Source organism: Stenotrophomonas sp. STEN023 (assembly GCF_056760135.1).
Genome location: NZ_JBRREF010000004.1, coordinates 17206 through 40599, shown reverse-complemented (window position 1 = coordinate 40599; position 23394 = coordinate 17206). Strand labels below are relative to the sequence as shown.

The following is a 23394-nucleotide window of genomic DNA, read 5'->3' as shown; positions in this document are numbered from 1 at the left end:
GAGTACAGCGTGAAACGAGTCGTAGTCAGCCTGTTGGCGATGTCGGTATCCACGGCCTTGATGGCCGCCCCGCCCAAGTTCGATGGCGCGCGCATTTCGGCCGACGTCCGCGAACTTGCCTCCGACGCCTATGAAGGCCGTTCCCCGGCCACCGCCGGCGAGGAAAAGACCATCGCCTTCCTGAGCAAGCAGTTCGCTGCTGCCGGCATGCAGCCGGGCGGCGACCTGCAGGACGGCAAGCGCCTGTGGACCCAGGCCGTGCCGCTGCTCAAGGGCGATATCGTCGGCAAACCGGTGCTGTCGCTGAGCAGCCAGGGCAAGCCGCAGACGCTGACCCAGGGCCAGGAAATCGCCGTGCGTGCAGCCATGAACGGCGCCAGCGCCGTGGATATCAGCAACGCGCCGCTGGTGTTCCTTGGCTACGGCGTCAAGGCGCCGGAGCGCAACTGGGACGACTTCAAGGGCGTGGACCTGAAGGGCAAGATCGCCGTGGTGCTGATCAACGACCCGGACTTCGAGACCGGTGCCGGTGATTTCGACGGCAAGGGCATGACCTACTACGGCCGCTGGACCTACAAGTACGAAGAAGGCGCGCGCCAGGGTGCAGCAGGCGTGCTCATCGTCCACGAAACCGCACCGGCGTCCTATGGCTGGGCGACGGTCGCAGGTTCCAATACCAACACCATGTTCGACGTGGTCCGGCAGAACCCGGCCGAGGCCCACCCGGCGCTGGAAGGCTGGATCCAGCGCGACCTGGCGGTGGAGCTGTTCAAGCGTGCCGGCCTGGATTTCGAAACGCTGAAGAAGCAGGCACAGTCGCGTGACTTCCAGCCGGTCGAGCTCAAGGGCGAAACCTTCTCGGCCAACTACCAGGTCAAGAACGAAGTCATCACCTCGCACAATGTGGTTGCGCGCCTGGAAGGCAGCACCTACCCGGACGAAACCGTCATCTACTCCGGGCACTGGGACCACATTGGTGTCGGCGAGCCGGACGCGCGTGGCGACCGCATTTTCAACGGCGCGATGGACAACGCCTCGGGTACCGCTGCGCTGATCGAGCTGGCGCGTGGTTTCGCCACCCAGCCGAAGCCGCAGCGCTCGGTGCTGTTCCTCGCCGTGACAGCGGAAGAAAAAGGCCTGCTGGGCTCGGAGTATTACGCCAGTAACCCGTTGTACCCGCTGGCCAAGACGGTGGCGGTGATCAACATGGACGGCATGTCGCCGTACAGCCCGTCGCGTGACTTCGGTATCTACGGCACCGCCAAGGTCGAGCTGCTGGACCAGCTCAAGGACGTCGCCAAGGACTGGGACATCCGCTACACCCCTGACACAAAGCCGGAAGCCGGCCTGTTCTTCCGCTCTGATCACTTCCCGTTCGCCAAGCGCGGCGTACCGGCCTTGTCCTATGGCGCGGGTCAGGACTGGATCGACGGTGGCGTCGCCGCTGGCAAGAAGGCCTCCGACGAATACACCGCCAAGCGCTACCACCAGCAGGGCGACGAATGGCAGGCGGACTGGACCTTCGCCGGTGCGGCTCGCGACCTGGAGGTGCTCTACACCTTGGGCGAGAAGCTGGCCAATTCGCGTGACTGGCCGAACTGGAGTCCGGAAGAAAGCTTCCGCGCGACGCGTGATGCGAGTGCGGCAGAGCGCAAATAAGGCTTGAAGGCTTTGAAGGCTTTGAAGGCTTTGAAGCCCCTCTCCCGCTTTCGGGAGAGGGGTTGGGGTGAGGGCAGCTTTTGCTGTGGAGCGCAGCTTGCTGCGCTTGAGGTTTGACCGGTAAGGCCCCTGCCGAGCATGGCTCGGCACTACATGCCGGTCTTCTTCCGGAAGAGGGGTTGGGGTGAGGGTCGGGGCTCCCCACATACACATGGTGCCTCCAGAATCCCGTCACAGCACCATCAAGGAAGACCCATGACAAACACCAGCGCCTGCCGCGCGATCCTGTGCCTGGCCGGCATCACCTCTTCGTTGTTGGCCTCCGCTGCGCCCTTGCCGGCAAACTGGCAGCTGCTGCCCACAGCCCAGCGGGAAGCAGAGAAAGGCCTGCCTTCGGCCCTGCAGGCGCCGCTGCTGGCAAAGAACCAGCGCCCGCTGCAGCAGGTCGAGTTGCTGGTGGCATTGCCGTTCGGTCAAGTGCTGCCGGTGGTACAAGCCAGCCTGGCGCCGCTGGGAAATTTCAATGCCGAGGTGCAGCGCACCCGCGTGGCCTATATGGATCGTGGCTGGGGTAATGTGCTGATCGCGCGCCGACCGGAACTGAAAGCCGAGTTCATCCGCCGCTACCGCATGCCTGCATTGCAGACGGCGGTGGAGCAGGGCGCTTTATTGGCCGAAGAGCTGCCGCTGCGTGAGCAGCGCCTGCAGCATGACCCCACGGTTGATGCGATGAGCGACAAGCTGGCCGAACTGCAGGGCAGCTTCGCCAGCTGGCAGGCCAGTGCCGAGCAGAAGCACGGTCTGCTTGGTCGCGCCAAAAGCACGATCGAAGTGCGGGTGATGCAGGTCGACGAAGCGTTGGGCAAACCGGCCACGGCAATCACCTTGAGCCGCACCGACGACTGGCCAAATCCGAACGGTGGCATTGTTGATCAACTGCGCGAGTTCAATGTGATGGGCGGTGGACCCTCGCCACGTCTGAGCCGCCGCCGCGTGCCGGAGGCGCTGTTCAACCCGGTTTACGATGCCGTGCGCACGCTTCCCGGCGCTGCATTGCAGATCGGTGTCAGCGCCGGTGATTGGCAGCCCCTGGCGCAGGTAGACAGGCGCATCGTCGAACCAAGCTTGACGGCGCCGGGCGGCAACAAGGACGTAACCGCAGCACAACGTCTGCTGCCCTTTGGCAGTGGTGACTACTACGACATGCGGCCGCTGGCCGATGGCAGTGTGCTCCTGCTCAGCAGTTACCCCGAGGCTTTGTGGCGCTGGGCGCCGGGGATGGGCGACAAGCCGCAGCGTCTGTGGCAGGCCAGCGCCGATGCTGGTCGCGCAGGCCTGAGCGTGGACCCGCAGGGTCGCACTGCCTGGCTGGCGGTACAGCAGCAGATCCTGGAGTACAGCCTGGACCAGCAACGTGCGCTGGCGCATCCGCTGCGCTGGGCAGCCGGTGTGCGTCAGCCGATCAGCGGCGGCTGGAAGTGGACGCATGACACGCAAGGCAGGCCGGTGCCGTACGACCATGCCCTGGACGGCGGTGGTGCGATCCGCGATGTGCTGCGCGTGCTTGAGGCGCAGGCGACGCCGGCGGCCCAAGGCGAGCCATGGGTCTATGCGCTGCGCTTCGACGCGACACGACAGGGCGTGGTTGGTGGCTATCCCGGCAACTCGCTGGTCAAGCCGGTACGCTGGGACGGGCCGGGGCAGGGCTTCTGGATCGAGGACCCGGCTGGCTTGACCGAACTCGATGACGCGACCGGGCGGGTCAGTCGTGTGCTGGCCGTGCCGCGTCGCTTTGGCAAGGTCGATGGCAATGACGACACCGGCATGGCGCAGTGGGTGCCAGCGCCGTTGGGCTCGGCCAAAGGCGGTTGGGTTGCGGTCGGCTTCGTGCTGATGGATGGCACGCGACGCGATCCGGGCATGCATGTGGTGGATGTGGCCAGCGGCAAGCTGCGCTATTCGTTGGCACTACCCGGGCTGAACTCGTTGAATGCGGCAACGGCCTCGGTCGACGGGCGTCTGCTGGCCTTGGCTGGCAACGATGGCGGCACCCCGGTGCTGGCGGTGTGGAATCTTGAGTCGGGGCAGTCGCTGTCGTTGAACCCCAGCCGCTCTGCCTGCTGGGACCTGCGCCAGTTGCACTGGGCACCGCAGGGCGACGCGCTGATCGGCCTGTGTGGCGATGGTGTGGCGCGCTGGGCGCTGCCCAGCGAATGGCGGTCCCGGTGATGCCGGTTGGATTTGTAGGAGCGGCGTAAGCCGCGAAACTCGTGGACCATCTGATTGCGGGCTTGCCTGGCCCGTCATTCCTGCCGGCTTCGCGGCTTACGCCGCTCCTACAACCGCGCGGCTTTTCCATCCCGCCCAATCCGGGTTTGATCGCCGCTTTCCCGGTTTCGTCGCAGGCCGCTTGCAGCTTGGCGGGCGGCGCCTATGCTCAGCCCCAATCCCTACGGTGACTGCCCCATGTTCGCCAGCCTCTTTCTCGGTTTCCGCATCCTCGCCGCCTGGGCGCTGACGATCCTCGTTGCCGCGTTCCTGTGGAGTGGCCTGTTCAGCGGCATGGACCAGTCGCCGGGCTGGATCTTTGGTCTCGCCGCAATGGCCTTGATGATATTCGCGCTGACCGCCGTGGTCGGTCACATCCGCCGCGTCACCCTGATCGCTGATCGCCTCGATTCGCAGAGTCTGGCCAATCGCCATCGCCGCCAGGTCGAGTTGCCGCTGGATGCATCCACCGCGTTCGCCCTGTTGGAGCAGGTGATCGGGCAGATGCCACGCATCGAGCAACTGGAACGCTCGGTCGGCACGCTGCAGCTGCGCGCCACCCAGCGCCGCGCTGATCCCTACGGTGAACGCCCGCCGTCACGCTGGAACCCGATGGCCCGGCTGGCGATCAAGCACAACCAGATCACCGCCCGCGTGATTCCCGGCGCCGACACCAGCAGTGTTACCTTGTTCTTCGAGCCGGACGCCGGTGCATGGGTTGACCTGCTGCTGCTCGACGAGGGCAGCAACTACGAGAACGCCGAGGCCGTCACCCATGCGCTCAGTGGCAAGGTCGCCCAGCAGCGCCGTGAAGAGCGTGAGCATGCCGCCCGCACCGAAGCCGAGAAGGAGCTCAGCGTCGCCCGCCTCAATCTGTTGCATGCACAGGTTGAGCCGCACTTCCTCTACAACACGCTGGCCAACGCCCAGGTATTGACCCGCAGTGACCCGGCCCGCGCCGAGCAGATGCTCGGCCACCTGATCCAATACCTGCGCAGCTCGCTGCCGGGCATCGATCAGTCGGTATCCACGCTTGGCCAGGAGCTTGAGCGCGTGCGGGCTTATCTGGAGATCCTGCAGATCCGCATGGGTTCGCGGCTCAGCTTGCAGATCGACGTGCCGGAGCATCTGCACGGCGTCTGCCTGCCGTCGATGTCGCTGCAGACCCTGGTTGAAAATGCGATCAAGCATGGCCTGGAGCCCAAGAGCGGCGGTGGCACGGTGTGGATACTGGCGCGCGAACTGGATGGCCAGCTCACCATCACCGTCGCCGACGACGGCCAGGGCATCAGTACCGACAACAGTGGCACCGGCATCGGCCTGAAGAACCTGCGCGAGCGCCTGCGCCTGAGCTGTGGCGAACAGGCCACGCTTGCACTGGTCTCCAACTTCCCCAGCGGCATGGCCGCCACCATCAGCCTGCCCAAGCGCATTGCATCACCGCCGCCGGTAGTCGCTGCTGTACCGACAGCCGCACCGGTGAACAATGCGCCGGCGCAGGCAACAGTGAACATCCCGGAGCTGCCCCGTGCATCTTGAAGCACTCATCGCCGAAGACGAACCGCTGCTGCGTCAGGCGCTGGTCGCCCAGCTGCAGCGCTTGTGGCCTGAGCTCGACATCGTCGCCGAATGCGAAGACGGTGCCGCCGCTCTGGAAGCACTGGAAACGCACAAGCCCGACCTTGCCTTCCTCGACATCCGCATGCCTGGTATCACCGGCCTGGACGTTGCCCGCGCGCTGCAGCAGCTGAGCCCGCTGACCGAAGTGGTATTCGTCACCGCCTACGACCAGTACGCGATCAGTGCGTTCGAACAGGGCGCGATGGACTACCTGCTCAAGCCGGTCAGCGATGAGCGCCTGTTGGCCACCCGTCAGCGCGTACTGGCCAGGCGCCAGAGCGGCAATGCCGATCCGGGTGTGCTGGAGCGCCTGCTACAGCAGCTTGCACGGCAGCCCGCCGCGCCATTGGCAGCACCACCGCTGGCCTGGATCACCGCCAGCAATGGCCGCGAAACCCGCTTGGTGATGTTGGACGAAGTGCTGTATTTCCGCGCCGACAGCAAATACACCGTGGTGGTCACTGCCGAGGAAGAACTGCTGCTGCGCAGCTCGCTGCGCGAACTGACCGCCGCCCTGGATGCCAACAGCTTCCGCCAGATCCACCGCGCCACCATCGTCAATATGAAAGCGGTAGCAGCGGTTAGCCGCGATGACAGCGGCCGCGGCGTACTGCGGCTGAAACAGCGCAGTGAAACGCTGGTGGTCAGCCAACCCTTCATGAGTCTGTTCCGCGGCATGTGATGCCGCCAAGCTTGCCGGAGTATTGCCATGCATTACCTGACAGTTCTGATCGGCAGCCTGCTGTCGATGCTGGGCATCCATGAGACACCGGGGCAGACCTCGGTGACCCGCATCAGTGGCGAGCAGAGCCTGCTCAGCCGCACCACCGTGGTCAACGGCGTCAGCCGCTTCCAGTGCCTGCAAAGTGATAGTGGGCGTTGCAATTACCAGCTGTACCGTGAGCACTGCAGTGGTGCCACCGATGCACAGCTTTGTCGCCGCGAGGCTCTGGGTGACTTTGTCGTTGTGGTTGGCTCCACCCGCCAGATGCACGGTCTGCCGGCGGGATATTCGCAGCAGGTGACTCTGCAGAAGTAGGCTAATGGCGGGATCGTGCGCGGAGCGGGGAAGAGCGATGCTTTGGCGCGTGCAAAAAAAATCGCCGCGACCAAGCGCGGCGATGTGCAGCGACAAAGCGGGTGGGCTCAGAATGCAGGCTGCAATCGCAGCCCATCATCGCCAATGTGGTTGAGCTTGCCGACCAGTTCCGAATGCTGCCGCATGCGCCCCAGCTCGCGCATGATGCGCACGTCTTCATGGCGCAGTTCGCGGGTGCTGGTGACGGCCTGCTTGTAATCCAGCACTTCCGGATAATGCTCGGCCATCTCCAGCGCTTCGGCCACTTCGTCCACGCTGTCGGCATCGGAGCTGATGCGGGCGCGGCTGTTGAAGGCCTTCATCCAGCGCTCGAAGCCGGCGGTGTGATCGAACATGTTGGCCATGAACCAGATCACGAACAGGATCGACACCCAGGAGCCGAGCACGATCACGATGCGGGTGAAGGTGATATGGAAGTCGTCGCGCCACAGATAATTGGTGATCAGCCCGAGGATCAGCAGTGACGATGCCTGCCACAGCACGATCGAGGCCATCAGCCACTGGCACTTGGCCTTGGCCAGCACCGACACTTCCTCGCGTATCTGCTGATCGCTCAGGTTTTTCCAATGATCGACCTGTTTCTCGAACGGGCTGTTGTACAGCTCGTTGTCTTGCAGCAGCAATCCCAAACCTTTGAACAGTGCGATCATGTTGAGCTCCTTGCAGATACTTGCTGGAACGAGCGACGGATGCAGGTTGGTGCGGTCAGGCAGGCTCAGTTCTAGCACTTTCGTCGGACTTGGCAATGGGGGCGGTGCGAAGAATCAAGCGGCACTGTCGGCCGCAGCAGCGTGACAGCATGGATTTTTTGCGCTGCGTCATCGTCCAAGCCGAAGGACGTTTCAGCTTTCGTGCAATTTCCTGCTGCATTTGCACATGGGATGGCCGCAGCCTCCCCTCGGCCTTGACGGTGGCTGTACGGCTGCCGGATCGACGCTTCCTGCAAGCCAGCTGCGCAGCTGGAACGGTACGATAGGCGCCATGTCATCCCTGTTCAGCCCTGTCTCCGCCGCCGCCACCGCCCACATCCGTCGCTGGGTGCTGGACGCCTTTCCACGTAACCAGAATGGCGTGGAGTACGACGCGCCGCTGGCTGACCCGGGCTGGTTCGGGCCGGGCAGCGTCACCTGGCGCATTCATTCCGAGTTTCCCGGCATGTTGGCCGGCGGGCTATGCGCGCTGATGCTGCAGTTGCTGCATCCACGCGCGCTGGCCGGCGTGTACGACCACTCCAACTTCCGTGAAGACCTGGTCGGGCGGCTGCGTCGCACCACCAGCTTTGTGGCCGGAACCAGCTATGCGCCAGCGGCCGAGGTCGAAAAGCTGATCGCCAAGGTGCGGCGTATTCATGCGCAGGTAGTGGGCACGCTGCCGGATGGTCGTGGCTATGCTGCCGATGATCCGCAGCTGCTGACCTGGGTGCATGTCACCGAGGCCTATGGCTTCCTCGAAGGCTGCCGACGTTATTGCCGGGAGGTGCCTGCTGCCATTGCTGACCGTTATTACGACGAGTACCGGCGCGTTGCCGAGGCCTTGGGCGCGCGTGATGTGCCAGCCAGCGAGGCGCAGGTGCGTGAGTACTTCCAGGCGCAGCAGTCGCAACTGAGCATGGATGAGCGCTCGCGCGAAGTGCTTGAGGTGCTGAGTGAAGTGCGCTTGCCGGTGCCGTTGCCGGGCGTGTCGCGCGATGTGTTTCTTGCTGCCGGTGCTGCCTTGTTGCCGGAATGGGCGGTGCAGTTGCTCGGCCGCAGTCGTGGCCAACAGCTGCAGTCGGTGGTTGCAGCGCGCGTACTGCGCAGCGTGGCGCCGTTGTTCCGGATTGCCTTGAACGATGGCATTTCGACCCGTGCCTGCAAGCGGGTAGGGCAGGAGCCTGCGCTGCTTCTGCGGTGGCCGGATCCGGCGTAATGCCGAACCACGCTCGGCAGGGGCTTTGGCAGCAAAACCCTACCCCTCCGCAACCCTCCCCTTCGCGAAAGGGAGGGGGCGTAGTGGGGGGGCCGGGGGGGGGCGGGGGGGGGGTGGGGCGCCGCCAGCGGAGGCGGGCGCGGCGCCGCCGACCCCCCCACCAGCCCCCCCCGTTCGCTTGGGGGGGGGGGGGTGGCCCCGCGGGGGGGGGGGGGGGGTGTATTGGGGCACCGCCTCTGCCGGCGCTGGGCGCGCCACTACCTCCAACCAAACAGCGCACCCCTCCCCAGCCCTCCCCTTGGCCTTCGGCCAAAGGGAGGGAGCGCAACGCCATTTACCAGACCTTGACCCGCTTCTCAGGTGCCAGATACAGCTTCTGGCCTTCCTTGACCTCGAACGCCGGGTACCACGCATCCACGTTGCGCACGGTCAACGCACGGAACTGGCCTGGTGCATGCACATTGGTCAGCAGTGAATTACGCAGCGCCTGCTCACGTGCCTTGCTGCGCCACGCCTGGGCAAAGCCAAGGAAGAAGCGCTGGTCCGGCGTGAAGCCTTCCAGCGTCTGCTCCTGCTTGCCCTGCAGTGACAACCGATACGCGTCATATGCAGTACCAAGACCGGCGACGTCGGCGATGTTCTCGCCCAGCGTCAGGCGGCCATTGACGTGCACGCCGGGGAACGGCTCGTAGCTGTCGAACTGCATCGCCAGCGCATCACCGGCAGCGTTGAACTTCTTCAGGTCGTCCGCCGTCCACCAGTTGTGCAGCTTGCCGGTTTCGTCGAACAGCGCGCCAGCATTGTCGAAACCATGGCTGATTTCGTGGCCGATCACCGCACCGATAGCGCCGTAGTTGATCGCATCATCAGCAGCACCGTCGAAGAACGGCGGCTGCAGAATCGCTGCCGGGAACACCAGGCGATTTTCCAGCGGTACGTTCATCGCGTTGATGGTCTGCGGCAGCATCGCCCATTCGCTGTGGTCGACCGGCTGGCCGAGCTTGGCGATGCTGCGTTGGTACTCGAACAACGAGGCGCGTTCGGCGTTGCCCAGCGCATCGTCACGCTTCACTTCCAACGCGCTGTAGTCACGCCACTTGCTCGGGTAGCCCATGTCCACCTTGAGCCCGGCAACCTTGGCCTTGGCGTGCGCCTTGGTTTCCGGTGACATCCACTCCAATGCGTCGATGCGCTTGGCGAAGGCGGCGATGATGTTCTTGGCCATCTCATCGGCACGCGCCTTGGTGTTGGCGTCGAAGTGGCGCTCGACGTAGATCTTGCCGACCGCCTCGCCGACGGCGCCATTGGTGTCGGCCACCGCACGCTTCCAGCGATCACTCTGCTGCGGGGTGCCGCTCATGGTGGTGCCGTGGAAGGCGAAGCTGGCGTCGGCAAAGGCCTTCGGCAGGTAGGCGGCGGCCTCGTCCAGCGCGTGGAAGGCCATGTAGTCCTTCCATACGTCCAGCGGTTCGCTGGCGACGAGTTTGGACAGGCCGGCCACTGCCTTGGGTTGCCATACGATGAAATCCTGCTGCGCGCCGAGCTTGGCACCTTCCAGGAAGGCATTCCAATCCATGCCCGGGGCCTTGCCGGCCAGATCGGCCTGCTTCCAGGCGTTGGCGCCCTTCTGCACGTCGTTGGTCTCTTCCTGGGTAGCGTGGGCGCGGGCGATCTTGGTTTCCAGCGCGACGATGCGCGCCGCCTTGGCAGCCGCGTCCTTGTCGCCGGACAGCTCAAGCAGTTTGGCAACATAGGCCTGGTAGGCGCCGCGCAGCTCGGCCATGCGGCCGTCCTGCAGGTAGAAGTCGCGGTCCGGCATGCCCAGGCCGCCCTGCACCAGGTAGGGCGCGTTGCGGTCCGGCTGCAGCAGATCCACCGAGACCCAGACGCCGAACAGGTGCGGGGTGTAGAAGTTGGTGGCGTTGAGCAGGTCCACGTCGGCGCGCATGCTGGCGCCCAGCGCCTTGGCCAATGCTGGCTTGTCGGCGATGCCGGCAATGGCCTGCAGGGCAGGCTGCACCGGCGCGATGCCGCGGGCTTCGATGCCTGCTTCGTCCATGAACGCGGCGTAATAGTCACCGATCTTGCGGACTTCACCAGCGTCGGCCTTGCCGGCTTCTTCCATGATCGCGCGGGTGTCGGCCAGCGTTTTCTCGGCGATCACATTGAAGCTGCCATAGTTTGAACGGTCAGCAGGGATCTCGGTGCGCTGCACCCACTGGCCATTGGCAAAGTCAAAGAAGTTGTCACCGGCGGCGATGCTGCGGTCCATGCCGTCGGCATCAAAGCCAAAGCTGCCCAGCTGCGGTTTGGCTGCAGTGGCGGCGGGTTTGGAAGTTGCGCTGGTATCAGCAGCAGGCGCGCCTGCATCTTTGGCGCAGCCGCTGAGCGCGAGCGCGGCGCCGATTGCCAGTACCAGGAGAGAACGTTGCAAAGCCATGACGGTATCCAGAGGATGGGTATGACAAGTCTAGACCTCCAACCGCGTTCACAAAGATATCGATTCTGGCACTTGACGGATGTGCACAAGTGCGGGGAATGCGAGAAAATTGGTCACGCACTCTTCACGCCGACGGTGGTTGTGCTGCATGCTTGAGCGAACGCGCTGCAGATGATGTCTGGGGAGACATCGGCAGCGTTGAGTATGTGGTGTTCGCATGCGGCCGCTGCAGGTCCCCACCTGCCGGCTCCTAGTTGTAGTGATGCCAGGACCAACATACGCAATGCCAGTTGACCATCTACCGATACGTTGGGCCCAGCGGTGACTCGGACACCTGCGCATCCATTGCGGGTCATGATCATTGCCGGCGTGGCGGTGGCGTTGCTGTTGGCGGGTGGCTTGATCAGCATGTTGTGGAACGACCGCAACAGCCGACTCGAGGCCGCGCAGCGGCAGTCGACGGCCTTGGCCAGTGGCAGCAACCGCCTGCTGCGCGCGCAGCTGGTGACCTGGGAACGCGCCTTGCGCGGCACTGCCAGCGACACCCGGGAGTTCTATCGACAGGTGCCTGATCAGGCACCTGCCTTGTTTGAGGCCAGCCTGCGCGGTGTGCTGGAGCGCAACCAGGACCTGGCGTCCATCACCCTGGTGGACGATCACGGTGCGCCGCTGTCGTCCGGCGAGGGTGATGCGACCTTGCAGAACTGGGTGCTTCCGGAAAACCGCCTGCTCAATGGTGGCCTCTATCTCGGTGCCCTGGAGCAGATGCCGGACAAGCATTGGGTGCTGCGCGCAGCTTTGCAGGTGCAACCGGGCCAATGGCTGCTGACGCGGGTACGGCTGGGCGCGTTCCAGGAAGTGGTCAGTGGCTTGGACCTTGGGCGCGATGGCACCGCCTCGATTGGCAACCGCTATGGCCAGCTGCTGGCCCACAGCCGCGACCCTGGCCGCTTGGTTGGCAACACCTTGCCGCGTCCGATGCGGGTACTGCCGCCATCGCCAACGGTGCTGGAGCAGGGGGTGGTAACCAGTCCATACGATGGTGAGCGTCGCATCGCAGCAGTCAGCGTACCGATGGATTTCCCGCTGAGCCTGTACGCGGCGCTGTCCTACCGCGAGGTGATGGCCGGCTGGTACTTGCTGCTATATGCGTCGATCGGTATCTATCTGCTGTATCTGCTTGGCTTCGGCTACCTGCTGTACCGGGTTGACCGCAGCACCCGGCACCAGCAGCAGCTCAGCGATGAGCTGCAGGCTGGCAATGCCGAGCTGGCGCTCGCGCATGAAGTCGGCAAGGTCGGCACCTGGTCCATCCACGGCGAAAGGCCGATTGTGTACTGGTCGGCGCTGACCCAGCAGATGTTGAGCCTGTCCGGGCGCAGCACCTCGCTGGATGGCTTCCTGGAGCGGGTACACGAGGAAGACCGCGACTGGCTGCGGGACATGTTGATGCGGGCGCTGGCGGGCAAGGGCGCCTTGAACGCGATGTTCCGTCTGCGCGGCGGCGACGGCTCGCTGCGCTGGCTGTCCGCACGCGGTGAGCTTGTCGACGATGTCGGTGACCGCAAGCGCCTGGCCGGCGCGGTGGTGGATATCAGCGAGCGGGTCAACACCGAGGCGCGCGCGCAGGAGGCGCAGCGCCAGTTCCGGCTGGTGTTCGACCGTAATCCGGCACCGTTCTGGATCTTCGATCTGGTCACCCTGCGCTTCCTGGAAGTGAACCAGGCGGCGATCGACCAGTACGGCTACAGCCGCGAGGAATTCCTGGCGATGTCGATCCTGGATATCCGTCCGGCGGCGGAATGGGATGAGATCCGCCAGAGCGCCGGGCGCGCCTTGAGCGGCGAACTGCTGGGCCTGCAGGTCAGCACCCACCTGCGCAAGGATGGCAGTGCCTTCCATGTGCAGGGGCACTTCGCCAAGCTGGAATTTGCCAGCCGCAATGCCTGCCTGGTGCTGGCCGAGGATGTAAGCCAGCGCCTGCGCTACGAGAACGAACTGGCCTACCGCGCCAGCCACCATGCCGGTACCGGCCTGCTCACGGTGCGGGCCTTGTCCGAGCGGCTCGATGCCGGCAGCCGCGGCTACACCATCGCCCACGTGCAGTTGCGTGGCCTGCAGATGATCACCGATACCCTCGGCCGTGATGCTGGTGAGGAAGCGCTGCGCGCGGTGTCGGTGCGGCTGGGCGGGCTCGCCGCGCGCTACGGCCTGTTGGCGCACCAGCCGGCCGAGGACTTCGTGCTGGCCATTGAGGGCGAGCGTGATCCGCAGCTGGCGCTGGATGCGCTGATGGCCGCGGTGGCCGAGCCGATCCGCGGTCGCGACACCTACCACCAGCTGGAAGCGCGCGTCGGCGTGGCCAGCTGTCCGCTGGATGGCGAACTGGCCGAACAGGTACTCGGCCGTGCCGCACAGGCGGCGCATGCCGCGCGCGAGACCGGCACTGCCTTGCAGCACTTCAATACCGGCATGGCGGCGCATTACACCGAGCGCCTGCAGTTGGCCGGGCGCATCCATATCGCCATCGATCGTGGCGAGTTCCTGCTGCACTTCCAGCCCATCCTGGATGCCTCCGAGGGCAGTCCGGTGGCGTTGGAGGCCTTGCTGCGCTGGCCGCAGGCCGATGGCAGCTTCATCCCACCGGCCGACTTCATCCAGTTGTGTGAAGACACCGGCTTGATCATCGCGCTCGGCCGCTGGGTCATACACGCCGCCGCACGCGCGCAGCAGCAGTTGTCCGCAGCGGGCTGGCAGCACCTGCCAATCGCGGTGAACGTGTCGGCGGTGCAGTTGTTCAACAGCGATCTGGTCGGCGAGTTCAGTCGTGCCATGCAGGACCACGGCCTGGCCCGTGGCGCATTGCAGATGGAACTCACCGAGAGCGTGCTGATGCGCAATCCAACCCAGGCACTGCAGACCCTTGGCCACCTGCATGCCAATGGCGTGGGCGTGGCACTGGATGATTTCGGCACCGGCTTCTCCAGCATGTCCTACCTGCAGCATCTGCCGCTGGATTCGCTGAAGATCGACCGTGGCTTTGTCAGCGACGTTGAAAGCAATCCGCGCAACGCCGCCATCTGCCGCGCGCTGCTGTCGCTCGGCCACAGCATGGGCCTGTCGGTGATTGCCGAGGGCGTGGAGACCGAAGGGCAGCGACGCTGGCTGGCCGCGCATGGTTGCGACCAGGTACAGGGCTTCCTGCTTGGCCGGCCAATGCCGCTGGAACAGGTGCTGACGATGCTTGAAGACAGCCGTTCACGCTGAACGGGCGGCGTCTTCGTCCAGGCATTCGACCAGATAGTCGATGAAGCTGCGCACCTTGGGTGCCAGATGGCTGCGGCTGGTATAGACCGCATAGATACCGATCGATGGCACTTCCCACTGCGGCAGCACCGGCACCAGGCGGCCGTCGGCCAATGCCTGGTCGATGATGAAATCGGGCTGGGCAATAATGCCCATGCCGGCAATGGCAGCCTCGCGCAGTACCTCGCCGTTGTTGGCGCGCAGGTGGGGTTGCACGGGAATGCTGACCTCACCCTCGGGCCCAAGCAGTTGCAGTGCCTCGCCAGCGGCCGAGTAGGTGTAGGTCAGGCATTCGTGGCTGGCCAGATCCTGCGGGGTGGCTGGTGTGCCACGTCGGGCCAGGTAGGAGGGCGCCGCGCACAGGCGGATGCGGACCTGGCCCAGGTGCCGGGCAATCAGGTTGGGCGCTGGCTGGCGGATGATGCGGATGGCCAGGTCGTAGCCTTCCTCGACCATGTCGACCAGGCGATCCGACAGCTGCAGATCCAGTTCCACCTGCGGGTAGCGCGCGCTGTAAGCCGGTAGCAGCGCACCCAGCCGGGCAATGCCGTAACTGACCGGCGCGTTGATCCGCAGCCGCCCGGACGGCTGCAGCGCCTGCGCGCCGACCGAGGCTTCCAGTTCATCGAATTCGGCCAGCAGCTGGGTGCAACGCTGGTAATAGGCGGCGCCGGTGCTGGTTGGGCTGACCCGGCGGGTAGTGCGGTTGAGCAGGCGGGTGGACAGGCGCTTCTCCAGCGCGGCGACCTGGCGGGTAACGGCGGCGGTGGAGATGTCCAGGGCGTCGGCGGCGGCACTGAAGCCATTGCGCTCGACCACCGTGACAAACACCCGCATGGCATCGATGGTGTCCATTGTTTCCGTTTCCGCAATAAAACGTTGTCGTCGAGATTATTTGTTGCCGGCGCTCCCGGCAATAACCTGTGCACTCTCCAAACCCCGTCAGGGAGTTCACGATGAGCAGCACGCTGCCTTCCCTCTACATCTCGCATGGTTCACCGATGACCGCCCTGCAGCCGGGGCTGGTTGGCCCGCGCCTGGCCGAACTGGCTGCCGGGATGCAGCGGCCGCGGGCCATCGTCATGGCCTCGGCGCACTGGCTGGGGCGTACGCCACGGGTGTCGGTGGCAGCACAGCCGGAAACCATCCATGATTTTGGTGGCTTCCCGGACGAGTTGTATCAGTTGCAATACCCGGCGCCGGGCGCACCGGCATTGGCCCAGGACGTGGCCCAGCGGCTGGCCGAAGCCGGCCTGCAGCCTGGCATCGACCCGCAGCGCGGGCTCGATCATGGTGCCTGGGTGCCGCTGCGCTATCTCTATCCGGAGGCCGATATCCCGGTGTTGCAGGTGTCGATCCAGCCGTCGCTTGGGCCAGCGCATCAATTCGCGATGGGCCGCGCCTTGGCGCCGTTGCGCGAGCAGGGCGTGCTGCTGATCGGTTCGGGCAGCATCACCCACAACCTGCACGAATGGCGCAATTACCAGGACGGCAAGGAGGCGCCCTATGTGCGTCCCTTCATCCAGTGGGTGGAACAGAAGCTGGAGGCCAACGACGTGCCGGCCATGCTGGATTACCGCCGGCAGGCACCATTCGCAGCGCAGGCACACCCCACCGACGAGCACCTGCTGCCGTTGTATTTCGCGATGGGCGCGGCTGGCAGCGAGCAGCTCGGCGCACAGCGGATTGATGCCGGTATCGACATGGGCTTCCTGGCCATGGACATCTACCGCTTTGATGGCGGGACGTGATGGCGGTTGCCGGTGACAGTGCCGCAGCCCGGGTAAGCGCAGCGCACCCGGGAACTATGCGCGCGGGAGCAGGGATCTACCGCTCTTTCAGACCGTGACCCAACTATCCCGGGGGCGCTGCGCTTACCCGGGTTACGCTGGGTCACTTCGTTCCAAATACATCGGTGTATGCGGACTGTCGATCCGGCAGTTGCGGTTTGCGCGGGTGATGCAACTGCAATCAATGAACATGGACATCGGTATCAGCATCGTGTGATTGCTGTGGTAATTTCCCTGTATTCATCCGCCACTGCCAGTGTCGGCAGCCTGCTGTCGTGGTAGTGAATCCGTGGAACGGGCATGCACACGATTGAAGTAGTTCTGGCGATGCTGGTGGCGGTTGTCGCCAGTGGCTATCTGGTAAGAATCCTCCCCTTCTCATTGCCGTTGCCGCTGGTGCAGATCGGCTTGGGCGCGCTGATTGCGGGCGTGTTCAATCGCGGTCACGCACTTGAGCCGGACATGTTCTTCCTGTTGTTCCTGCCGCCGCTGCTGTTCCTGGACGGCTGGCGCATCCCCAAGCAGGGCCTGTTCCGCGACAAGGGCGCGATCCTGGAGCTGGCGTTCGGGCTGGTGGTGTTCACCGTGCTCGGTGCCGGCCTGCTGATCCACTGGATGATTCCGTCGATGCCGCTGGCGGTGGCGTTCGCACTGGCGGCGATCATCTCGCCGACCGATCCGGTGGCGGTCAGCGCGATTGCCTCACGCGTGCCGATTCCCAAGCGGCTGATGCACATCCTGGAAGGCGAGTCGCTGTTGAACGACGCCTCCGGCCTGGTCTGCTTCCGCTTCGCGGTGGCGGCGGTGATGACCGGTTCGTTCTCGCTGGCCGAGGCATCGCTGACCTTCCTGTGGGTCGCCTTCGCCGGCCTGGCAATTGGCGTGGCGGTGACCTGGAGCGTGTCCACCTTCCAGCGCTGGTTGTGGCGCAGCTTCGGTGAGGAGCCTGGCGCCGCGTTGCTGGTCAACCTGCTGATTCCGTTTGCTGCCTACCTGTTGGCGGAAGAACTGCACGCATCGGGCATCCTCGCCGCGGTGGCCGCCGGCGTGACCATGAGTTACGTGGAGCTGACCGGCCGTATCAGCGGCAGCATGCGCGTGCAGCGCAACGCGGTGTGGAACATGGTGCAGTTCAGCTTCAACGGCATCATCTTCGTGCTGCTGGGCGAGCAGCTGCCGGGGATTGTCGAGCGCGCGATCGAGACGATGTCGGAGACCGGCCATCACAGCGCGTGGTGGCTGTTGGTTTACGTGTTGGCGATCAATGCCGTGCTGGTGGTGCTGCGTCTGATATGGGTATGGCTGTCGCTGCGCTGGAACCTGCTGCGGGCGCGGATGCGTGGCGAAAAAGAAACCACCAGTACCTCATGGCGGGTGGTGCTGGCGATGTCGGTGGCTGGCGTGCGCGGTGCGATTACCCTGGCCGGTGTGTTGACGCTGCCCTTGATGGTGCCCGGCGGTGAGCCGTTCCCGGCGCGCGATCTGGTGATCTTCCTGGCCGCAGCAGTGATCCTGGTATCGCTGGTCGGTGCCAGCCTGATGTTGCCGCGTCTGCTGAAGGGCCTGGAGCTGCCCAAGGACGACGACAGCCGGCGCGAGGAAGACCTTGCCCGCAGGGCCTCCTCCAAGGCGGCCTTGGCGGCGGTTGAGAAAGCCCGGCAGGGCTTGGTCGAGGGCCAATCGACCGGCGCCGTGCAACTGCTCAACGATGCCGCGGCACGGGTGAGCCTGCTGTACCAGCGCAATCTGGAGAAAGGGCAGGGGCCGGATGAAGACCCGGAGAAGGTGCGGCGCATGGAGCAGGCCTATCGCAGCCTGCGCACGGCCGGCTTGAATGCTGAGCGCGAGGAGCTGTTCCGGCTGACCCGGCGCGGGCAGGTATCGGATGAGATCGCGCGCAAGATGATCCGTAATCTGGATCTGCTGGAGACACGGCAGCGGGATTGAGGGTGGTTTGGAGGTTCTTTAGCTAGGAGCTTCCCCTCACCCCAACCCCTCTCCCGTAAACGGGAGAGGGGCTTTCAGAGCGCAAGCAATCCCGCTTTAGCCCCTCTCCCGCTCGCGGGAGAGGGGTTGGGGTGAGGGCAGGCTCTTAAGCTCTCAAACGTTCTTCAACTCAAGAAAATACGGCTCAACCGAACCCTTGATCTTCAAGGTCATCGGGTTGCCGCGGCGGTCGCGGGCCTTGCCGGCCTGCACGCGGATCCAGCCTTCCTGCACGGAATACTCTTCCACGTCATCGCGCTCGATGCCGTTGAAACGGACGCCAACGCCACGCTGCAGGGCTTCAGCATTGTGGAATGGACTCTGCGGGTTGATCGCCAAATGATCGGGAGGGGTATCGCTCATCGTGATTCTTGGGTGCAGGCCACCGTGGCCGACTTCTGCCGCACAGGATAACCGCTGCGGCCCCCGCTTCGGTTTCTGATGGCTTCCGTTGACGGCCCGGGAGCGGCAAAATGCGCGCCATTACGTAGTGGAAACCGCCCCATGCCAGACAACAGCGCCGATTACGAAGACTCTGACGAACTGCAACCGGACTTCGACGAAGACGACCATCCGGCGCGGGTCTGGAACCTGCTGTGGCTGATCAACCCCGGTGACGAGGACGCAGCGCTGCAGCAGTTCGATGCCTGGCGCGAGGCGCGCGCGGGTAACGAGGAAGACGCCACCGACGAGCAATGGCTGTGGGACCTGAAGGACGCCATCGACTGGCGTTCAGGTTTCTACGTGGACTGGAAGGACACCGATTCCTTCGTCGCCGCGCTGAACGAGATGGCCGTGCGCTGGAACCTGGACATCGCCTGGGGCGGCGATTTCGACGACGAGGACTTCACCGACGACCTCGACGTGCCAACGCTGATGACCACCGCCCATGACCGCCTGCGCGAGCACGGCTACACGGTCTGGAACTGGAATACCGGTGGCGATGCCTATGCCGGCTGGGTGGCGCTGAGCCGCGACGACGAAGCGATGCTGGCGCTGTGCTCGTTGCTGGGTGTGGAAGTGCGCCCGGGCAGCGACCCGTTCTGAGCAAGCTTTTGTAGGAGCGGCGTAAGCCGCGAAGCTGACATCAAGGAAGTAATCTGCGCGCCGATGACCTGACGGAACCGGTGCTTCGCGGTTTACGGCGCTCCTACAAACCGCTGGTCAGGGCTGGTACAACGCCCGCGCATTGGCAATCACCCGGCGCATCTGCGCGCGATCGGTATGCCGCGATATTGCGTGCGCGCCCAGCATGATTGCCTGCTCACGCAATGGTGCAGGCACGTCGTAGTGCACGCCGCTGGGGCGGTTCTGGAAGGCCCTGCGTGGAATCCCGAGCTGCTGCGCCAGCGCATGCAGCTCGGGCAAGGTGTCGGCCATCAGATGCGCCCAACGCTCGCCGCGCCAGGGATGGACCGCATCGTCGATATAGACCGTCACGTCCAGCCTGGACTCAGGCCTTGGACTTGTCGTCGTCGGCCGGCACTTCTTCGGCAATGGCGACGGCGTCGTCTGCGACGCCATCAGCAGCTGCTTCCGCAGCTTCTTCGCCTTCGATGCCTTCAAACTCGGAAACCAGGCCGGCCAGGTAATCGTCGGCGGTCTTGCCTTCGTCGGCGGCCAGGTCGTCGATCATCTGCTGCAGCGCTGCGGAGTATTCCAGGGTGACCTTGCGGCCTTCCTTTTCCTGCACATTGGCCAGGTGCTTGAGCATGGCCAGCATCGGCACGGGATTGTCGGCATTGCCCATGGTCTGGCCACCGATGGCCAGCAGCCATTCGTTGCCCTGCAGGCCGATGGCGGCCACGACCTGGCCTTCTTCGTTTACCAGCACGGCGTGGTTCTGCACCTGCTGCTGGGCGTTCAGGCGGGCGAACGGGCGGCGCGGGGCCTGCTTCTTGCGCTTGTCGCGCTTGGCTTTGGAGAGCTTGGACATGAGGTTCGGCTTAGTGAAAACGACGCCTATTGTAGGCGCCAAGCCGGTTTGGCGTTTGATTGGGCAAAGCTTACCCCTCCCCAACCCTCCCCATCGCTGCGCGAAAGGGAGGGCAGAAGCTTGGCGACGGCGGGATTTCGGCAGATTGCAGGAACAGCCCCCTCCCTTTGCCGCACGCAAGGGGAGGGTTGGGGAGGGGTAAGGCCGTCAGCTCGCAGCCAAGATCACAGCCCTCAATCCGCCACCGTCGGCACCACATCTATCGCCGCGGCAGCGCTCGGCGGCGGCAGAGCCAGCGTCGCGGTCTCGTTGAGCGCGGCCGCTTCGGCTTCCTTGGTCATCACCACGATGCTGATGCGGCGGTTGATCGGGTTCTGCGGGTTGGCCTTGTCGAACAGCACCGACGATGCCAGGCCGACCACGCGTGCCACCTTCACTTCCTCCATGCCGCCCTCCAGCAAGGTGCGCCGCGCCGCGTTGGCGCGGTCCGCACTCAGCTCCCAGTTGCCGTAGCCCAGTTGGGTGGAATAGGCGGTGGTATCGGTGTGGCCGGTAAGGCTGATGTGGTTGGGCACCTGGTTGATGAAGTGCGACAGCTCCAGCAGGATCGTCTTGGTGTACGGCATCAGGCGCGCACTGCCGAGGTCGAACATCGGCCGGTTCTGCTTGTCCACGATCTGGATGCGCAGGCCTTCCGGGGTGATGTCCAGCAGCAGCTGGTCCTTGAACGGCTCCAGCGCCTGGCTTTTGCTGATCGCTTCCTGCAGCTCCTGCTTCAGCGCTTCCAGGCGCTGCTTGTCGCGCTCACGTTCCTGCACTGGCGTCGGCACCGCTTCCTGTTGGTTCTGGAAGGGATCGTTGCTGTTGCCGCGCGATACATCGGTGGCACCGCCCAGTTTGATCATCGAGGTGCTGGCGCCGCCAGGCCCGGCCATGCCCGGTGCAGGCGTACTGCTGCTGCCGGCCAGCGGGCTGGGGTTGCGGAAGTATTCGGAGATCGCCGCGCGCTCGGGCTTGGTGGTGGCGGCCATCAGCCACAGCACCAGGAAGAACGCCATCATCGCAGTGACGAAGTCGGCGTAGGCCACCTTCCACGAACCGCCATGGTGGCCGCCGCCCTGGACTTTCTTCACCCGGCGTACGATCACCGTTGGCTTGGTCTCGGTCATGGCGCGCGCCTTACTTGACTGACTTCAGGTGCTGCTCGAACTCGCTGAAGCCCGGACGCAGCGCCGACGGCACCGTCTTGCGGGCGAACTCCAGCGCGATCTTCGGGTTGTAGCCACGCAGGCAGGCCAGCAGCGCGGTCTTCACCGATTCGTAGATGCGTGCGTCCTGCTCGGCGCGGGCTTCCACCGCCGCCGCCAGCGGGCCGATGAAGCCATAGCCGAGCAGAATGCCAAGGAAGGTGCCGACCAGCGCGCCGGCCACGTGGGCGCCGACTTCCTTGATGTCGCCGCCGATCGCGCCCATGGTGATGACGATGCCCAGCACCGCGGCGACGATGCCGAAGCCGGGCAGGCCGTCGGCGACCTTGTTGAGCACGTGCGCAGGTTCCAGTGCCTCGTGGTGGTGCTTTTCCAGCTCCAGTTCGAGCAGCGGTTCCAGCTCATGCGGCTCGATGTTGGAGCCGATCATCAGCCGCAGGCAGTCGGTGATGAAATCCAGCAGGTGGTGGTCGGACTGCACTTTCGGGTAGTTGGCGAATACTGCGCTTTCCTGCGGATTCTCGACGTGTTCTTCCAACGCCATGAAGCCTTCGCGGCGCGCCTTGTTGAGCAGTTCATAGAGCAGGCTGAGCACGTCCAGGTAGTCCTGGCGCTTGTACTGCGGGCCTTTGAACACGCTGACGGTCGCGCGCAGGGTCTGCTTGACGGTCTTGAGTGGCGTGGCGATCAGGAACGCGCCCAGCGCAGCGCCGCCGATGATGACCAGTTCGTAGGGTTGCCAGAGCGCGGCCAGACGGCCATGCGCACCGACGTAGCCGCCCAGGACAGCGAAGATGACAACGAGCAGGCCAACGATGATGAGCATGGGAGCAGACAACGGATGGGGATATCCCGTTGTCGGCCGTCAGCGGAAAATCTGTAGAGCCGAGCCATGCTCGGCTGAGGCTCTACTGGTGATGCTTCTGCCGAGCATGGCTCGGCACTACACGGTAAAGCCTCAGCCGAGCATGGCTCGGCTCTACAGGTGGTGCGCTTGTCTACGCTGCCGGCTGGGCCTCGGCACCACCACGCTGCAGCGGGTCCGGGTAGGGCTGGCCATTCTCGACAAAGCCCAGCGATACCGAGTTCAAGCAATGCCGTTCAAAGGTCGGCGGCGGGCCATCCGGGAATACATGGCCGAGATGACTGCCGCAACGCGCGCAGACGATCTCGGTGCGGATCATGCCGTGGCTGATGTCGCGGATCTCGCGCACATGCGCCGGATCGAACGGGGCGAAGAAGCTCGGCCAGCCGGTGCCCGAGTCGAACTTGGTACTGGAGCGGAACAGCGGCAAGGCGCACAGCCGGCAGCAGTACACGCCGTCGCGCTTGTTATCCAGGAACACGCCACAGAACGGCGCCTCGGTGCCGTGCTGCAGCAGCACACGCTGTTCTTCGCTGCTGAGTCCTGCAATCAGGGCGTCGCGTTGGGCAGTGCTGGGAGGGGAAAGGTCGAAGGCAGTCATGGCGTCGCATCCGTGGGGCAGGTATCAATGGTAGGGGCGGGCAGGGGCCAGTCCAAGGGCGCATTCATGGCGGCGCAAGCTTGGCCCGCGCATGCTCAGCACATGCAGGAACGGGAGATGCAGATGGGACCGAAGGCGTATCTGGTGCTGGCAGTGCTGGCGTTTGTGCCGTTGTTCGCTCACGCACAGCTGCAGCAGCCACCGTCACCGACTGCAACGCGTCCGGTCACGCTGCCGCCGCCGTCGCGGCAGCCGGCAACGGTGCCAACCGATCCACGGCAGGAGGATGTGCGGCCGCTGCCGCCACGACCGGTCACCAAGCCCAAGCCGGTTCCGAAGGCGAAGCCGATCACCCAGCCGCCGCAGCCCGTGCGCCCGATCTACGACAGCAAGGGCCAGCCGGCGCCGCAGATGCGTCAGACCAGCCCGGGCCGGGTGCTGGATACGCGCACCAATCGCTATTACGACACCGTGCCCAGTGGAGTGGGGCAGCAGGTGGTGCCGCCGCCAGCAGGCACGCGCTAGCACACCTGTAGTGCCGAGCCATGCTCGGCAGGGGCATTCCAAGCCAAGGCCAAAAGCGCCCCCTCCCCAGCCCTCCCCTTGGCCTGCGGCCAAAGGGAGGGGCGTAGTGCCGAGCCATGCTCGGCAGGGGCATTCCAAGCCAAGGCCAAAAGCCACCCCTCCCCAGCCCTCCCCTTGGCCTGC

Annotated in this window: 20 protein-coding genes; 11 read left to right on the top strand and 9 right to left on the bottom strand. The window is 64.8% G+C overall.

Annotated elements, in window-relative coordinates:
* Nucleotides 1-9: 9 nt before the first annotated feature.
* The 5 genes from ACVOLV_RS01615 to ACVOLV_RS01595 all read left to right on the top strand — a co-directional run bounded on the left by ACVOLV_RS01615 (nucleotide 10) and on the right by ACVOLV_RS01595 (nucleotide 6586).
* The gene (locus ACVOLV_RS01615) at nucleotides 10-1659 is read left to right on the top strand and encodes a M28 family metallopeptidase (RefSeq protein WP_481552825.1); all 1650 of its coding nucleotides are present in this window, start codon (nucleotides 10-12) and stop codon (nucleotides 1657-1659) included.
* Between the two features lie 255 nt (nucleotides 1660-1914).
* Entirely contained in the window at nucleotides 1915-3888 is a 1974-nt protein-coding gene (locus ACVOLV_RS01610) for a hypothetical protein (RefSeq protein WP_481552824.1), read from the top strand.
* A 237-nt stretch (nucleotides 3889-4125) separates the two neighbouring features.
* Complete coding sequence (locus ACVOLV_RS01605; protein ID WP_481552823.1) at nucleotides 4126-5466, top strand: histidine kinase; 1341 nt, start codon at nucleotides 4126-4128, stop codon at nucleotides 5464-5466.
* Complete coding sequence (locus tag ACVOLV_RS01600; protein WP_481552822.1) at nucleotides 5456-6229, top strand: LytR/AlgR family response regulator transcription factor; 774 nt, start codon at nucleotides 5456-5458, stop codon at nucleotides 6227-6229. Before ACVOLV_RS01605 ends, ACVOLV_RS01600 begins: the two co-directional genes overlap by 11 nt.
* Nucleotides 6230-6256: 27 nt before the next feature.
* Nucleotides 6257-6586, top strand: coding sequence for a hypothetical protein (locus tag ACVOLV_RS01595; RefSeq protein ID WP_481552821.1), 330 nt, complete (start codon nucleotides 6257-6259; stop codon nucleotides 6584-6586).
* 107 nt (nucleotides 6587-6693) lie between these two features.
* Here the strand turns inward: ACVOLV_RS01595 and ACVOLV_RS01590 are convergent, their stop codons facing one another.
* Nucleotides 6694-7296 carry a hypothetical protein gene (locus ACVOLV_RS01590; protein WP_481552820.1) on the bottom strand — a complete coding sequence of 201 codons (603 nt, stop codon included), beginning with the start codon at nucleotides 7294-7296 and terminating at the stop codon, nucleotides 6694-6696.
* 331 nt (nucleotides 7297-7627) lie between these two features.
* Here ACVOLV_RS01590 and ACVOLV_RS01585 point away from each other — a divergent pair, with 331 nt between their 5' ends.
* The gene (locus ACVOLV_RS01585; RefSeq protein WP_481552819.1) at nucleotides 7628-8554 is read left to right on the top strand and encodes an oxygenase MpaB family protein; all 927 of its coding nucleotides are present in this window, start codon (nucleotides 7628-7630) and stop codon (nucleotides 8552-8554) included.
* 334 nt (nucleotides 8555-8888) lie between these two features.
* Here ACVOLV_RS01585 and ACVOLV_RS01580 read toward each other — a convergent pair whose 3' ends face one another.
* Entirely contained in the window at nucleotides 8889-10994 is a 2106-nt protein-coding gene (locus tag ACVOLV_RS01580) for a M13 family metallopeptidase (RefSeq protein WP_481552818.1), read from the bottom strand.
* A gap of 321 nt (nucleotides 10995-11315) precedes the next feature.
* Between ACVOLV_RS01580 and ACVOLV_RS01575 the strand changes: the two genes are divergently transcribed.
* Nucleotides 11316-14261: a bifunctional diguanylate cyclase/phosphodiesterase gene (locus ACVOLV_RS01575; RefSeq protein WP_481552817.1), complete on the top strand. Its 2946-nt coding sequence runs from the start codon at nucleotides 11316-11318 to the stop codon at nucleotides 14259-14261.
* On the opposite strand, the gene ACVOLV_RS01570 is transcribed toward ACVOLV_RS01575, so the two are convergent.
* On the bottom strand, nucleotides 14253-15155 hold the full coding sequence (locus tag ACVOLV_RS01570) for a LysR family transcriptional regulator (RefSeq protein ID WP_481552816.1): 903 nt from the start codon (nucleotides 15153-15155) through the stop codon (nucleotides 14253-14255). The genes ACVOLV_RS01575 and ACVOLV_RS01570 overlap by 9 nt on opposite strands.
* A 101-nt stretch (nucleotides 15156-15256) precedes the next feature.
* Here ACVOLV_RS01570 and ACVOLV_RS01565 point away from each other — a divergent pair, with 101 nt between their 5' ends.
* Both ACVOLV_RS01565 and ACVOLV_RS01560 read left to right on the top strand, forming a co-directional pair.
* Complete coding sequence (locus ACVOLV_RS01565) at nucleotides 15257-16051, top strand: DODA-type extradiol aromatic ring-opening family dioxygenase (RefSeq protein WP_481552815.1); 795 nt, start codon at nucleotides 15257-15259, stop codon at nucleotides 16049-16051.
* Between the two features lie 339 nt (nucleotides 16052-16390).
* Complete coding sequence (locus ACVOLV_RS01560) at nucleotides 16391-18037, top strand: Na+/H+ antiporter (RefSeq protein ID WP_481552814.1); 1647 nt, start codon at nucleotides 16391-16393, stop codon at nucleotides 18035-18037.
* 153 nt (nucleotides 18038-18190) lie between these two features.
* Here ACVOLV_RS01560 and ACVOLV_RS01555 read toward each other — a convergent pair whose 3' ends face one another.
* Nucleotides 18191-18439: a DUF3297 family protein gene (locus ACVOLV_RS01555; protein WP_481552813.1), complete on the bottom strand. Its 249-nt coding sequence runs from the start codon at nucleotides 18437-18439 to the stop codon at nucleotides 18191-18193.
* Nucleotides 18440-18580: 141 nt separating this feature from the next.
* On the opposite strand from ACVOLV_RS01555, the gene ACVOLV_RS01550 reads away from it, so the two are divergent.
* Complete coding sequence (locus tag ACVOLV_RS01550) at nucleotides 18581-19123, top strand: DUF6630 family protein (RefSeq protein WP_481552812.1); 543 nt, start codon at nucleotides 18581-18583, stop codon at nucleotides 19121-19123.
* 117 nt (nucleotides 19124-19240) lie between these two features.
* On the opposite strand, the gene ACVOLV_RS01545 is transcribed toward ACVOLV_RS01550, so the two are convergent.
* From ACVOLV_RS01545 to msrB, 5 genes are all read right to left on the bottom strand, one after another.
* Entirely contained in the window at nucleotides 19241-19516 is a 276-nt protein-coding gene (locus ACVOLV_RS01545) for a DUF4031 domain-containing protein (RefSeq protein ID WP_481552811.1), read from the bottom strand.
* 13 nt (nucleotides 19517-19529) lie between these two features.
* Nucleotides 19530-20012: a hypothetical protein gene (locus ACVOLV_RS01540; protein ID WP_481552810.1), complete on the bottom strand. Its 483-nt coding sequence runs from the start codon at nucleotides 20010-20012 to the stop codon at nucleotides 19530-19532.
* 233 nt (nucleotides 20013-20245) lie between these two features.
* Nucleotides 20246-21181 carry a flagellar motor protein MotB gene (motB, locus tag ACVOLV_RS01535; RefSeq protein ID WP_481552809.1) on the bottom strand — a complete coding sequence of 312 codons (936 nt, stop codon included), beginning with the start codon at nucleotides 21179-21181 and terminating at the stop codon, nucleotides 20246-20248.
* A 10-nt stretch (nucleotides 21182-21191) separates the two neighbouring features.
* Complete coding sequence (gene motA / locus ACVOLV_RS01530; RefSeq protein WP_303747676.1) at nucleotides 21192-22046, bottom strand: flagellar motor stator protein MotA; 855 nt, start codon at nucleotides 22044-22046, stop codon at nucleotides 21192-21194.
* A gap of 172 nt (nucleotides 22047-22218) precedes the next feature.
* Entirely contained in the window at nucleotides 22219-22686 is a 468-nt protein-coding gene (msrB, locus tag ACVOLV_RS01525) for a peptide-methionine (R)-S-oxide reductase MsrB (protein WP_481552808.1), read from the bottom strand.
* Nucleotides 22687-22803: 117 nt separating this feature from the next.
* On the opposite strand from msrB, the gene ACVOLV_RS01520 reads away from it, so the two are divergent.
* Nucleotides 22804-23211: a classical arabinogalactan protein 4 gene (locus ACVOLV_RS01520; RefSeq protein WP_481552807.1), complete on the top strand. Its 408-nt coding sequence runs from the start codon at nucleotides 22804-22806 to the stop codon at nucleotides 23209-23211.
* Nucleotides 23212-23394: the final 183 nt, after the last annotated feature.